We start from the raw sequence: 13,918 nt of genomic DNA, 5'->3' as shown, positions 1-13,918 counted from the left end.
CTACAATCGAATCAGCATATTTATGTATTGAAGAAGTCCATACTCTTCCACTTCGAAAGAGTACGGACTTTTTTCCGCTGCTTCTTCATCCACGTATGATCTTAGCTGTTCAGATATTTTTCCAGCAGGTGCTCCACTACTTTCATATCAATCGGCTTTGCCACATGGGCATTCATGCCATGTTCCATGCAGCGCTCAATATCATCCAAAAAAGCATCTGCAGTCATAGCAATAATAGGAATGTCCGCATCAGGCCGATCCAGAGCACGAATTGCATCTGCCGCCTCGTAACCTGTCATTTCCGGCATCCGCAGATCCATAAGAATCGCATCATAGAATCCCGGTTCGGACTGCTGAAATTTTTCCACACAGATTCTGCCGTTTTCCGCCCATTCAAGCTCCAATCCCAAGCCCTTCAGCAGTTCTTCTGCAATTTCCCAGTTCAGCTCATTATCCTCCGCCAGAAGAATCCTTTTGCCGGTAAAGTCCATCCTGGGTTCTTCAGCGTCTGTCAGATCCATAGAAATATCGGCATAAGGCTTTAATCCGTAAAAAAGCGTGGAGCGGAACAACGGTTTGGAGATAAATCCGTTGATACCGGCAGCCTTGGCCTCTTCATCAATTTCACTCCAGTCATAGGCAGATATAAGCAGAATCGGAATATCATCCCCGTATTTCCGGCGTATCTCCCGAGCTGTCTCAATTCCATCCATCCCCGGCAGTTTCCAGTCCAAAAGAATGATATGGTAATCATCATGCGCTTTATGGCGCATCTCTATCAGTCTGACTGCAGACTCACCATTCAATGTCCATTCCGCATGAATTCCGATAGACTCAAGAGATAAAACGGTACTTTCACACAACTGCTGGTCATCATCCACTACCAGCATGTTCCACTCCGGCAGTATCATCTCAACATCCAAATCAGCAGCCTTTTCAAAATCAAGTGAGACATCAAACTCCGTTCCCTCACCCTGTTTACTGTTAAGCTCAATCGTACCGCCCATCGCATCTATAATGTACTTGGTAATGGCCATACCCAGACCGCTTCCTTCAGTCTTATGTACGCGCGCGTTATCCTCCCGGATAAAGGACTCAAAAATCCGCGTCTGGAATTCTTCTGACATTCCGATTCCATTGTCTTTCACCTGCAGATGGATCCTGATGTAATCATCTCCTTTTGGAGATTCTTTCTCACTCATAGACAACTGAATAGATCCGCCTTCGGGAGTAAATTTAATGGCATTAGACAGGAGATTCAGCAGCACCTGATTGAGACGAACACTGTCGCCATATACATCTTCCACGGAAATGTCATGGATAAATACATCGAACTGCTGCCTTTTTCCCCTTACCTGCGGTTGGACAATATTGACAATATTATCCATTACTTCCCGTAAAGAGAATCGTTCCATATTCAGATTCATTTTACCGCTTTCAATCTTGGACATATCCAGTATGTCATTGATAAGTCCCAGTAAATGCCTGCTGGAAAGAGCTATTTTCTTAAGACAGTTTTGTACCTGCTGCGTATTTTCGATATTGGCGCCGGCAATGGTCGTCATTCCAACAATTGCATTCATAGGTGTTCGGATATCGTGGCTCATGTTAGACAGGAATTCACTCTTTGCCTTGTTGGCCTGTTCCGCCTCCATCTGTGCCTTGTGCAGTTCCTGTACCTGTTTCTGTGTCATTTTTAGATACATAGAAAAGACAAATAGCAGCAGACCTAAAATCAAGAAGCAGCAGCAAAGAGATATAAAAACCCACTGACTGCTGAAACGGCTAATAATACTGTCCAGCTGATCACCGGTTATGAAAGTGAGCAGATGCCATTCCGAATAAGGCAAAGCACTGCAGTACAGATACCGCTTCTCCCCGTAGATTTCAAATTCACTGGAATAATCCTCTCCTTCCGTCATAGCTTCCTGGAGTTCTTGAATATACTGCTCCGTATCCATTCCGTTCACGTCCTTGTAAACGGCGCGTACCCGGTCAAAATAGTTGTTGCGGTACGCATCAAAATTACGAATCACGAAACTTCCGTCCCGACGTATCACATAGGAATACACCATATCATCATCTGCGTCCAAAGAAAGTGCCTCACTAATATACTCCACAGGAAAGGCTGCCACCAAAGCAGCACATTCTCTGCCATCTTCCATGTAATAAGACGCCGGAATCCCCATCAGGACAACACTGTTTCCCTTCTCATCCAGGCCTGCAGACACCTTTCTCTCCCCCGCATTTAATGATTCCAGAAATAATTCCGGATTCAGCGATTCTACCACTTCACCATAGATCATATCCATGGTTCCGTCTGCAGCACAAAGTCCCAGATAGTCAAATCCACGGGCACGGGCATCATGAGCTAAAGTCTCCTGCACAGTCTCTCTGTCTGAAACAGTTCCGGATGGGATCCTTTCGGTAAAAGCAGCCACCTGATCCAGACGCAGGTCAAGTGTTGTTTCAAAGTGCAGGGAAATCTGCTTATTCAGGCCGGACATATAAATCATAGCCACTTCGTACAGCGTTTGCGTGCTTTTCTTGTTCATATAAACTGCCAGAAAAGAAAAAATACCAACGCACAAAACCGAAATCAGAATAAGGCTGCACATTAGAAAGCGTATGGACTCATTCTTAATTTTCTTTTTCATTAGCTAAACTCCTCCTGAAAATTCCCGATTGCCCTAATAATTTATTTTATCATAAAACGCTTGATTTTTCAACGTTAACGTGCTAAACAGCAATAGAATAAGGGCAAAAAAGCCCCAAAAAAGCCTTGCGGAGGATTTCAAATTCATCCGCAAGGCTGCAAAGATGCGCATCATGATTTCGTTTTACATCATCTTATCCAGATTTTCTTTTATTGCCAGAATAAAATCTTTACTGTTGAGGACTGTCACATCCTTCAGGCTGGTGATCAGAGCCAGATCCTTTGTCATTTTGCCGCTCTCAATGGTAGAAAGAGTTGCTTTCTCCAGCTTATCTGCAAATTCTGCCAGCTCTTTATTTTCATCAAGCTCACCGCGCTTTCTCAGCGCACCTGTCCATGCAAAAATTGTAGCCACAGAGTTGGTGGATGTCTCGCCGCCCTCTAAATGACGGTAATAATGTCTCTGTACAGTACCGTGAGCCGCCTCATACTCATAGTAGCCGTGAGGTGACACCAGAACAGAGGTCATCATGGCAAGGGAACCGAATGCTGAGGAAACCATATCGCTCATCACATCGCCGTCATAATTTTTACAAGCCCAGATAAAGCCGCCCTCAGCCTTCATCACACGTGCAACAATGTCATCGATCAGGCTGTAGAAATACGTCAGTCCTGCTGCCTCAAATTTATCCTTAAACTCGTTCTCGTAAATCTGGTTAAAGATCTCTTTAAATCTTCCGTCATATGTTTTGGAAATGGTATCCTTGCTTCCAAACCATAAATCCTGCTTTGTATCAAGAGCATAATTAAAGCAGCATCTTGCAAAACTTACAATGGAATCATCCAGGTTATGTACGCCCTGGAGAACACCCGGTCCGTCAAAATGCTGGATCAGCTCACAGCGCTCTTCTCCGTCCTCACCCTTGAATACCAGCATGGCATCTCCCGGCTTGTCAATGTACATTTCTGAATTTTTGTATACATCACCGTATGCGTGACGTGCCAGAGTGATTGGCTTTTTCCAATTCTTTACACATGGCTCGATTCCTTTTACCACAATGGGCGCACGGAAAACAGTTCCGTCCAGAATGGCACGGATAGTTCCGTTAGGGCTTTTATACATTTTTTTCAGATTATACTCTGACATTCTCGCCTTATTCGGGGTGATGGTAGCGCATTTTACAGCCACGCCGTATTTCTTAGTCGCCTCGGCTGCATCGATCGTTACCTGGTCATCTGTCTCATTGCGGTATTCCAGACCAAGGTCATAATACTCTGTATTCAAATCAATATAAGGAACAAGAAGCTCGTCCTTGATCATTTTCCAGAGAATTCTGGTCATCTCATCTCCGTCCATCTCCACAAGAGGCGTCTGCATCTGAATTTTCTTCATAATCTCCTCCAAATATTTAAGTTTTTACGAAAGGGTAATTCCCAGACGGCTGCAGGCATCTGCTACGACCTCCTCCAGCTCCGGGTCGGAAAGAACGGTCACACGGCCTTCCTCATACTGCTTATCTACCCATACCTTTATCATTGTAACAAGTTCGCTGTTTTTGTCAATCTTTTTGTCAGCGCTGAGACGATAATGGGCATCGATCCAGTGGGCGATCCCTGCTGCTCCCGATGTATTGGAAACAGCTACTTCAACAGGCCTGTTCAGGAATTTCTCCGTATCAAAAATGTTATAAATCTCCTCATTTTTCAGCAGGCCATCTGCATGGATGCCAGCCCTCGTCACATTGAAATTTTTTCCCACAAATGGGGTTCGCTCAGGAATGTGATAGCCGATTTCCTTTTCATAATACTCGGCAAGCTCGGTAATAACTCCGGTATCCATTCCACCAAGGTTTCCACGAAGCTGTGCGTATTCAAATACCATAGCCTCCAGCGGCGTGTTTCCGGTACGCTCTCCGATACCGAACAAAGAAGTATTTACACCGCAGGCGCCGTAAAGCCATGCTGTAGTGGAATTGCTTACTGCTTTGTAGAAATCGTTATGTCCGTGCCACTCGATCAGCTCGGAAGGAACACCTGCATGAACCATGATACCATAAATAATGCCAGGTACGGAACGTGGGATAACGGCTCCCGGATAGTTTACTCCATAACCCATGGTATCACAGCAACGCACCTTTACCGGGATGCCGTACTGCTGCCGCAGCTTCATCAGCTCCAGACAGAAGGGAATCACATAGCCGTAAATATCAGCCCTTGTAATGTCCTCCAAATGGCAGCGTACAGACACACCGATTTCAAGACACTCCTTCACAATGCTCAGGTAATGTTCCATTGCCTGCTTACGAGTCATTTTCATCTTATAAAAAATGTGGTAATCCGAACAGCTTACCAGGATTCCCGTCTCTTTCATTCCCATATCCTTTACAAGTTGGAAATCCTTTTTGCTGGCACGTATCCAGCTTGTAACCTCCGGAAACTCATAGCCCCGCTCCATACACTTTTCAACAGCATCCCTGTCCTTTTTGCTGTAGAGAAAGAACTCAGATGCACGTACTCTTCCCTCCGGGCCGCCCAGCTTGTGCAGATAGTCATATATCCTTACGATCTGCTCTGTGGTATAAGGTGCTCTGGACTGCTGTCCATCCCGGAATGTTGTATCAGTAATCCAGATGTCGTCCGGCATATGGTGTGGAACAACTCTGTCGTTAAATGCGATTTTCGGTACTTCGGAATATGGGAAAAGATTTCGGAATACATTTGGTGTCTGTACATCCACCAACGGATACATATGCTCCTCCAATTGAAGAAGATTTGTATGCCGGTCCATTGTTACACGTCTATTTTCCATAATTTTTACCCTCCTCATTTGTTCATAACTCCCATTGTACTCAAAAACCCTACCGCCGTCAACGCTTTTGTACGTTACCATGATAATTTCTTATCAATCTCACAAAAATATTATAGTGAAAGGAACTTTTTCCGGTTAAATTTACCCCATCCCTGCTGGTTTCTTGGAAGTCCCATATCATCTGCGCACTCCCGGAGCATCATTTTAATGTCCCCGTTTGTCAGAGAAGGCGTTTTCTCCAGGGCACAGGCAATGGCTCCGGATATGAGAGGCGTGGACATAGAGGTGCCGCTTTTGATGCCATAGGGATAGTCCGTTCCCGGTATACAGGATATCATCCGATTTCCCGGCGCCACAATATCCGGCTTACACACGCACTCCTCCGTAGGTCCTCTGCCCGAAACGGCTCCCTTTCCCTCCAGCATGTCACAGGAGCCAACTGTGATCACCTTTTTGCTGCTTCCGGGAGCTGTAATGCTGCCCGGGCGCGGTCCCTGGTTTCCCGCCGCAGCTACCACCACAAAGCCTTCATCCCACAGACGTTCCACTCCCTCCAACAGGGAATCATGGTCCTGCCTCGTACGGCAGGTTGTTCCCACTGAGATATTCACGATCCGGATGCCATACTGGATACGGTAGTCTGAAAGCCACCGGAATGCCCGAAGGACATCCTCCTTGCTTCCATTTCCAAAGCGGTCCAGAACCTTCAGCGAAATGATGCTGCAGCCCGGGGCTGCACCCCTGTATTTTCCCCCGGATGCGCGGCCATCCCCTGCCACAAGCCCGGCGACATGGGTGCCGTGACCGTTGTCATCATAGGGGCGGGGCTTGTAGGACAAAAAATCATAAAAAGCTCTGATACGGTTTCCAAAATCTATATGAGGGTATATCCCAGTATCCAGAATCGCTACGCCAATACCTTTGCCTGTATAAAAAGATTGCTCCATAATATTCTCCTTAATCCAGGTATCTGTATTAATTTATTCCGGTTCCCTCCGATTCGCCACCGCTGGAGCGCGCGCCAAAAAAGACCGAAAGAAATTTCACTTCTCTCGGTCTTTTCGTTATCCAAACAGATTCATTATCCTATCACTGTGTCGGATGCAAATTTTACTCTATTTTGGATGGTATGACTGATATTGTAGGAGCCGCTTCCGTATACGCCCGGGAACCATCCCATCCACTGTGCTTCCGGATCATAGGTCAAGCCGTTTATTTCCACCCAACCATGGCGGGTCAGGCCGTCTGCAGCGCCGTCACGGGTTCCGGACACACGGCCCATCACTACAACAGGGTTATATCCAACCTCTCTTGCAAGAGCAGCAAACCCACAGGCAAAGCCATAGCAGTCACCAATTCCGGAATTCAGCAAAGTATAGGCAAGCTCTCTCTGCCAGCCTTTTTTATTAAAATTGGGATTGATCGTCACATAACGGAATCTCCCCCTGTTTGTAACATAATTCCAGCACGCCCGGAGCTTTTCCGATTTAGACATGGTGGGTCTGGTAATCTGGGAAACAATGCTCATGGTTACCTTTTTTAGTCTGGATGCCGTATTGGTCTTGGCATATCCCTTCTTTGTGAGCACGATTCCTTCAATGGTCTTGCTTTTGGTGAGCCGTCCCTTAGCATCAGCCCGGTAAAGCTTTGAGCCTATCGTAAACCATCCGATTGTGGCACGGCCCTTTTTGTCTACGTAATATGTATATTTTCCCACATTCTGAAGAGATTTCTTCGATGGACGGACCAGACTTCCGTCCGGTCTGAAAACATACACATAATTGCCGATTTTTGTGCCGCCGGTAGCCGCATAGCCTTTTGCATTAAAGTAATACTTGGAACCGTTCACGGATTTCCAGCAGTTTTTTCTTTTGTTGCCATTTTTGTCAAAATAGCAGTACTTTGAACCGACTTTAACAAGCCCTACTTTTTTTGTCGTCTGTGCCGCGGTATCTGTGGCTCCGTGAACGGGAACACATACCGTCACCATAAGAAAAAGCATTGTCATGACAAATAAAGATTTTACCTTTTTCATACTTCCAATCCCTTCTCTTTTGCATGTTTTATATAATGATCATTTGCTTTACATCAGTCCTTCAGTCTGCACACCATATTCCACAGTGCTTCCGCAGAATTGAAGTTCTCCGGAATAATATCTGCCGGCGTAATGGTAATATCATATTCATCCTGAAGCTCGCTGACAATCGAAAGAATGGCAAAGGAATCCAGGATTCCATCGTCAATCAGAGTATCACAGGTTTCGTAGTCCGCATCCGGCTGGATCTCTTCCAGAATTTCAATTAATTTGTCCATTATTCATTCTCCTATCTTTCTGAGTTTAGTGTGTCGATCTGTATTCCGTCACGAATCAGCCGCAGCCCCTCTTTTTCTGACCAAAAATAAATCCTTGGCAGCGGCCTGCTTAGGAACAGATAGATTCCCTCCGTCACAGAATATGCACCTACACGTTCAAATATTAGAATATCATGAATCTCCGGCTTTTTCAATGGGAAACGTTTTACGATCACATCACTTACCGTACAGAGTGAACCGCAGAGATTCCAGGGCTCCTCTTCCCCATCCGTACAGGGCTTTCCCTTCCTGGTAATCTGCGTGCACCATGGCTGCTTCATTGCCATGGTCTGTCCATAATAATTCAGATGATGGATGCCGCCGTCCAGGATCACATAAGACTGCTCCTGATTTACCTTTTTATCTACGATAGAAGTCAGATAAAAACCGCAGGAATAAGCCAGAAATCTTCCCATTTCCAAAATGATCCTGCCGGAAAAGCGTAGACCCTCCAACAACTTCCCAAAAGCATCCAGAAGCTCTTCCTTATCCGTTTCCTGATCCTTCTTAAAATAGGGAGCAAAAAACCCCGGACCATACTCAAGCTCTTCTGCTTCAAACCCGTATGTCTTTTTCAGCTCCTCCAGAAATCCGTCGAGGTGACTCAGCTCTTCCTCCATCTGAGAAAGATTCTTCTTCTGGGTTCCTGAATAATACTGCAATCCCAGGATTTTCAAAGCCGGATACGCTTCCCTGTCCTCAATGATCTTTCGGATGTCCTGCTCGTCCATACCAAACTGGTTTCCGCTTGTTACACGAAGCAGAACTGAAATCATAAGATTTTCTTTTTGCGCTTCCTGATTCAAATGACGCAGATGCTCCCAGGATTCAACGGTATACACACCTTTTCCCTTATAGGTTTCCAACACGTACCGGATATCCTCAGGATTTTTATACACCCCAGAGAGCACGATCCTTTCCATGGGAACGCCAAGCCTCTCACAGATACGGAATTCTCCCGGAGAGCAAACCTCAAAAGCGGATACATGCTTCATCATAGGACCTGTAAGGAAAGGATTTGCCTTCATAGCATAGCAGACCTCAGCTTTTCCCTCCAAGCATTTTTTTACCTGCTCCACATAGGCCGACATGGCGTCAAGGTCAAAAACATATGCCGGAGTGGGTGCCTGTTCCTTTTCCAGGAATTCCTGCAAAAACTTATATTCTCCCACTTTTAACCCTCCTGATACATTGCTGTCAGAGCCTTTCTGTCGATCTTGCCGTTCTTTGTCAGAGGCATGGAATCCACCTGCATGAAAACATTGGGAACCATAAATGCCGGAAGATACTGACCAAGATTTTTCGCAAGGGGCTTCTTTTCAATATCTCCTTCATAAAAGGCCACAATCTTGTTTTTTACATTATCGAAAATGCAACAGCTTCTTTTTACCTCTGCAACTCTCTCCATAGCCGTCTCGATCTCCCCAAGCTCAATACGGTGTCCCATATGCTTGATCTGGAAATCCTTTCTTGATGCAAAGCACAGCTCTCCCCGTTCATTATAATTTGCCAGATCGCCTGTGCGGTAGATTGGCTCCAGGTACCGGCTATTCAGAGGATTCTGTACAAAGGCTTTCTGTGTCTGTTCCGGATTTTTATAGTAGCCGAGGGCCAGGGCACTTCCTGATACACAGATTTCCCCGTTGATTCCCGGCTCCGTGATAAGATGATCCTGATCGTCCAGAAGAAAGACCTTTTCATTTGGGAACGCTTTGCCCATAGGCAGCACATCTCCCGGCTCAAAATCCCTGTCCACAATATAATAGGTGCAGTTGCAGGTGATCTCCGTTGGACCGTAAATGTTTACAAACATAGTATCCGGCAGATATTTCCTCCAGATATTCAGATGCTTCACCGGCATGGCTTCCCCGGAAAAGAGTATCTTATTGATCTTATCCGGTATCTTATATTCAAAACCATTCAGCGTACTAATGATGCAAAGAGCCGATACTGCCCATACAAGCGTGGTCACTTCCCTATCGATCAGATAATCGATAAGCTTCATAGGGAAGGAAAAATACTGTTTCGGAATGATCTGCACCGTCGCTCCTGTTTTCAGACCGGAATAAATATCCTTTACGGACACATCAAAATCCCAGGGCGCCTGATTACCCAGTACATCCTCTGAAGTAATATGGAAAAGCTCTGTAAAGCAGTCGATAAAATCCAGCACGGAACGGTGTCCCACCACGACTCCCTTTGGAACTCCAGTGGAACCGGAGGTAAAAATTCCATACAGCGGATCCACATCAAGCGCCTGCTCCCGGATGGCGGACAATACCTTTTCATCCTCTTCTGCTTCCGCCAGATCATTTGCCATCAGCACAGTGCCTTTAAAATCCAGTTTTTCCAGATCTTTCAAATATTTTTCCGAGGTGACGATTGCATCGCTGTCCAGAATTTCCATGATCTGCTGCAGGCGCATGGCAGGCTGCTTTGTATCAAGCAGCACGTAAAAGCACCCTGCATAGACAGCCCCCATGAAAACGCTGATGGTTTCCACGCTTTTTTCCATAAACACCGGAATCGGATTTCTCGGAGTAAAATGCTTTGCAAGGGCGGTTCCCGTCCTTCTTGCACGTTCCCTTAATTCTCCAAAAGTACAGGAGCTGTCCTGATCCGCAAACGCAGTCTTATCCCCATAATTTGCAGCAGATTCCTCCAAATACTCTAAAATACTTGTTTTCATAATGAACCCCCTTTCAGGTACCTGATGAATCAGGAATCCTTCTAATCTTCCATATCCGGCAGAAGCTGTGCCAGGATCTTTGAATACTCTCCTGCAGCCTCACCGTTCATATGTCCATCGTAATCTGTGTAGCATTCAATACCATGAGAAAAATCCTGATAATACTGAACATTAAAGTTTAAGTATTCCACTCCCTTTTCCTTGAAAAAATTCCCGAAGTATGTCCAGGCTGCCTGATAGTTTTCACTGAAGGCCGTCAGGGTAACTGCCGGAATGGGTGTGGTTACTGCCACAAATTCAATATTATTTTCCTTGCAGTAATCAATGGTCTTTTCCAGGTATTCCATATTCTGGGCATTGACCTTTCCCTCCTCATAAAGCTTCGGTGTCGTCAGCTTTAGCTGGGAGGTATCCACTGCGTAGCGATTGATAAACCCATTGTCGTGGTATTCCTGGGAATCGCTCTTTAAGGAGGAAATATCATAGTTATGATTTAGCTTCTGGGAGATCGTCTCCTTCGCCTTGCCAAGCTCATATTTCAGAGAATACTCATACCATGGGAAAAGAATGGTCCTGAAATTGCATTTTGCTATGGAGGCCCAGAAATACTCCCATTTTGCCCGGGAAGCGGGGAATTCATGGTAAAACAGCAGATAGTTATTTCCCTCTTCCTTTTCTGTCACAAAATACCCCGGATCTATCTCATAAATAATCCTGGTAGGATTCTGTTTTTCCGTGATAAGGCGGATAAGATAATACACATCCACTCCATACTCACCGCCCACACAGATGTTGTGGGCACTGCGCCCGGTCACAGGCTCCATGGCCTCCGGGTCAATATTCATTTTTCCGTGGGAGGTTCCCACAATAATATCATCATACTCCCTGGTACAAACCGAATGAATGTCATTGCGCATAAAGGTGCAGGGATACAGAAGCAAATCCAGTCCATGGATCAAAATTGCGCAAATCAGGATTACCAGGATCGGTTTCAGGACTTTCTTAAAATTGTGCATAGATAAACCCTCTCGCTGCGGCTGTTGAGCCGAAGAATCCAATGGACAGTAACAGACAGAAATAAACCAGCACTGTTACAGGCAGCGGCAGCTTTGCCAATGACTCCCGGATCTTCACGCCGCGCTCCTGCAAAACTCCCACAATAAAGAGAAGGATACAGCCCGCTGCCAGAATGATCAGCGCATATGGCGTAAACGCAGTCCCCTCCCTGCCAGCCGGGATCAGAAGAAGCTGGGAAGGCTGAAACTGCGTCACAGCCTGCTTCATCATAGAAAGCGCCTGTCCCACTGTATCAGCCCGGTCAAAAAACCAGCTTATGTTCACCAGGACAAAGGTGCGTAGAATCATAAACACCTGATACCAGTTCTCTTTTCCTGTAATATGAAGAGCTTTTTTCCATACTCTGTAATTGTTTGCCATCAAACCGCTGAATGCGATGATAATGCCATTATACACACCATAGGCGATAAACTTCCAGGCAGCTCCGTGCCATACGCCCACTACAAAGAAAACAATAAGGTTCGCCAGACAGATCGGCAGAGTCCTTCCTGTCTTTTTTCCGAAAACTTTCTTTCCCCATTTTCCGAATTTTCCCATCCATTTTGACAGGGAAATAGGATAAAAGACATAATCCTTCATCCAGGTACCAAGAGTGATATGCCAACGGTGCCAGAAATCTGTAATGGATGTGGCGAAAAACGGACGCTTGAAGTTCTCATCCAGGGTTATACCAAACATGGATGCAAGTCCAATGACAACATCCATTCCGCCAGAAAAGTCCGCATAAAGCTGAATGGTATAAAAAAGCACTCCAAAAACAGCCAGCCCGCCATACTCTCCGGTGTCAAAAATTGCATCTACAAAGACAGCCGCCCAGTCCGCCAATACCATTTTTTTGAAAAAGCCCCACAGGATCCTCTCAAAACCTCTGGTAATGTTTGTTCCGTCAAAACTGTGCGGTTCGTAAAGCTGCTCTGCCAGCCGGCTGTAACGCCCGATCGGTCCCTGAAGAAGCTGTGGAAAGAAAGATACAAACAGCGCATATCTGAATATATTTTTCTCAGCGCTGCACCTTTTCCAGTATACATCCAGAAGATATCCGGATGACTGGAAGGTATAAAAAGAAATTCCAAGAGGAAGAAGAAGCTCCATTCCCCGCAGATTTGTGTGAAACAGGGCGTTTATATTCTCCACGGCAAAATTCGTATACTTCAGCACGCCCAGCATACCGAAATTTAAAAGAAGCCCTGCGATCAGAATCCGCCTTGCCTTCCTTTGGGGCTTGTCCTGTTCTGCGGCACGTTCAACCAGCAGGGCTGCCCCATATGTAATAACTGTGGAAAACACCAGAAATGCTGCATAGCGGACGCCGCCCGCAATGTAGTAGAGATAGCTGAAAAGCAGCAATACCACCCATTTTACTTTTGCAGGCGCCAGATAATAGATCAGCACGCTCACTGCGGCAAAAATAATAAATGTATTCGACACTAACGACATTGTTGTTTTCTCCTAAAAGCCAAACGTGCGCCATGAGTTACCATTTGTCGTATGGACAAACCAACCCAGGCGCCCGCTTTTTTAGTATTTAATTTAAGAGTCCGCCTTCCAGACAGCCATCTCCGCCGCCTTCAGCGGGCTGTGCTGCTGCAGCTGCCGCCGCTGCTTCTGCTGCCGCCTGCGCTGCTGCCGCTGCCTGTGCCTCTGCTGCTGCCTGCGCTGCCGCTGCCGCCTGTGCCTCTGCTGCTGCCTGCGCTTCTGCTGCCGCCTGCGCTTCTGCTGCCGCCTGTGCCTCTGCCGCTGCCTGCGCTTCTGCTGCCGCCTGTGCTGCTGCCTCGTCAGCAATTGCCTTCTCAGCCTCGTAGGTATCTGCTTTTTCTTTTGTTTCTATACTGGTATATGTTACGTAATAAACGCCATCCTTCACACGGATCACAAGCTTTCCGCCGTCAATATCCTCAAGGGCTACCTGATGAAGTGTCGCTGTGGACTGGTCATCAAATGTCAGACGGATATCATATTTTTTCAGTTCTGCGTTTTCCTCCCCATCTTCTGATACAGGAGCTGTGTAATACAGAGTGCGTCTTTCACCTTTCTCAAAGACTCCGTTCTCTTCCATTTTAAGGTTTTCCGGATAGTCACCGTCCTCCTCAGCTTTTACGGAGATTCCGGCGATGACTCTCTTTGAAGAATTCTTTACCGTGAAGGTCAGGCAGCCTTCCGCTTCCTCACCGATGGTTTTCAGTTCTCCGGCTTCCTCTTCCTCTGCGCTTTCATCCACCGCCTCTTCTGCAGTGTCAACCGCTTCTGTCTCCGCCTCTGCCAAACAGGTGAGCGGTAAAGATGTACTTAATGCTCCGATCAATAATGCTGCGATAATTCTCTTTTTCATCTTTCT

General features: G+C 46.2%; 11 protein-coding genes. All 11 read right to left on the bottom strand.

Annotation, left to right across the window (positions count from 1 at the left end; translation table 11 throughout):
- Nucleotides 1-101 precede the first annotated feature (101 nt).
- The 11 genes from ACESZH_RS10645 to ACESZH_RS10595 all read right to left on the bottom strand — a co-directional run bounded on the left by ACESZH_RS10645 (nt 102) and on the right by ACESZH_RS10595 (nt 13,912).
- Nucleotides 102-2,657, bottom strand: coding sequence for a response regulator (locus tag ACESZH_RS10645; RefSeq protein WP_373214871.1), 2,556 nt, complete (start codon nt 2,655-2,657; stop codon nt 102-104).
- A gap of 183 nt (nt 2,658-2,840) precedes the next feature.
- Entirely contained in the window at nt 2,841-4,049 is a 1,209-nt protein-coding gene (locus tag ACESZH_RS10640) for an NADP-dependent isocitrate dehydrogenase (RefSeq protein WP_373214869.1), read from the bottom strand.
- A 24-nt stretch (nt 4,050-4,073) separates the two neighbouring features.
- Nucleotides 4,074-5,444: a 2-isopropylmalate synthase gene (locus tag ACESZH_RS10635; RefSeq protein WP_373215077.1), complete on the bottom strand. Its 1,371-nt coding sequence runs from the start codon at nt 5,442-5,444 to the stop codon at nt 4,074-4,076.
- Nucleotides 5,445-5,575: 131 nt separating this feature from the next.
- Nucleotides 5,576-6,412: a S8 family peptidase gene (locus ACESZH_RS10630; RefSeq protein ID WP_373214867.1), complete on the bottom strand. Its 837-nt coding sequence runs from the start codon at nt 6,410-6,412 to the stop codon at nt 5,576-5,578.
- 134 nt (nt 6,413-6,546) lie between these two features.
- Entirely contained in the window at nt 6,547-7,500 is a 954-nt protein-coding gene (locus tag ACESZH_RS10625; RefSeq protein WP_373214864.1) for a transglutaminase domain-containing protein, read from the bottom strand.
- Between the two features lie 53 nt (nt 7,501-7,553).
- Nucleotides 7,554-7,778 (bottom strand): acyl carrier protein, encoded by a 225-nt coding sequence (locus tag ACESZH_RS10620; RefSeq protein WP_373214862.1) that lies wholly within the window; start codon nt 7,776-7,778, stop codon nt 7,554-7,556.
- 11 nt (nt 7,779-7,789) lie between these two features.
- Nucleotides 7,790-8,989: an alanine racemase gene (locus ACESZH_RS10615; protein ID WP_373214859.1), complete on the bottom strand. Its 1,200-nt coding sequence runs from the start codon at nt 8,987-8,989 to the stop codon at nt 7,790-7,792.
- A gap of 2 nt (nt 8,990-8,991) precedes the next feature.
- Nucleotides 8,992-10,506: an amino acid adenylation domain-containing protein gene (locus ACESZH_RS10610; RefSeq protein ID WP_373214856.1), complete on the bottom strand. Its 1,515-nt coding sequence runs from the start codon at nt 10,504-10,506 to the stop codon at nt 8,992-8,994.
- Between the two features lie 41 nt (nt 10,507-10,547).
- Nucleotides 10,548-11,522 carry a hypothetical protein gene (locus ACESZH_RS10605; protein WP_373214853.1) on the bottom strand — a complete coding sequence of 325 codons (975 nt, stop codon included), beginning with the start codon at nt 11,520-11,522 and terminating at the stop codon, nt 10,548-10,550.
- The gene (locus ACESZH_RS10600; RefSeq protein WP_373214851.1) at nt 11,509-13,020 is read right to left on the bottom strand and encodes an MBOAT family protein; all 1,512 of its coding nucleotides are present in this window, start codon (nt 13,018-13,020) and stop codon (nt 11,509-11,511) included. The genes ACESZH_RS10605 and ACESZH_RS10600 overlap by 14 nt, the downstream gene beginning before the upstream one ends.
- 88 nt (nt 13,021-13,108) lie before the next feature.
- The gene (locus tag ACESZH_RS10595) at nt 13,109-13,912 is read right to left on the bottom strand and encodes a hypothetical protein (RefSeq protein WP_373214849.1); all 804 of its coding nucleotides are present in this window, start codon (nt 13,910-13,912) and stop codon (nt 13,109-13,111) included.
- Nucleotides 13,913-13,918 lie beyond the last annotated feature (6 nt).

The sequence above is a fragment of the Ruminococcus sp. 5_1_39BFAA genome (assembly GCF_964240875.1).
Classification (GTDB): domain Bacteria; phylum Bacillota; class Clostridia; order Lachnospirales; family Lachnospiraceae; genus Blautia_A.
Note: the sequence above shows the minus strand (reverse complement) of the source record. Positions and strands in the feature narration are given on the sequence as shown.

Coding starts and splice junctions, on each gene's coding strand:
- ACESZH_RS10645 (WP_373214871.1), bottom strand. CDS start 2,657: ATGAAAAAGAAAATTAAGAATGAGTCCATACGCTTTCTAATGTGCAGC.
- ACESZH_RS10640 (WP_373214869.1), bottom strand. CDS start 4,049: ATGAAGAAAATTCAGATGCAGACGCCTCTTGTGGAGATGGACGGAGAT.
- ACESZH_RS10635 (WP_373215077.1), bottom strand. CDS start 5,444: ATGGACCGGCATACAAATCTTCTTCAATTGGAGGAGCATATGTATCCG.
- ACESZH_RS10630 (WP_373214867.1), bottom strand. CDS start 6,412: ATGGAGCAATCTTTTTATACAGGCAAAGGTATTGGCGTAGCGATTCTG.
- ACESZH_RS10625 (WP_373214864.1), bottom strand. CDS start 7,500: ATGAAAAAGGTAAAATCTTTATTTGTCATGACAATGCTTTTTCTTATG.
- ACESZH_RS10620 (WP_373214862.1), bottom strand. CDS start 7,778: ATGGACAAATTAATTGAAATTCTGGAAGAGATCCAGCCGGATGCGGAC.
- ACESZH_RS10610 (WP_373214856.1), bottom strand. CDS start 10,506: ATGAAAACAAGTATTTTAGAGTATTTGGAGGAATCTGCTGCAAATTAT.
- ACESZH_RS10605 (WP_373214853.1), bottom strand. CDS start 11,522: ATGCACAATTTTAAGAAAGTCCTGAAACCGATCCTGGTAATCCTGATT.
- ACESZH_RS10600 (WP_373214851.1), bottom strand. CDS start 13,020: ATGTCGTTAGTGTCGAATACATTTATTATTTTTGCCGCAGTGAGCGTG.
- ACESZH_RS10595 (WP_373214849.1), bottom strand. CDS start 13,912: ATGAAAAAGAGAATTATCGCAGCATTATTGATCGGAGCATTAAGTACA.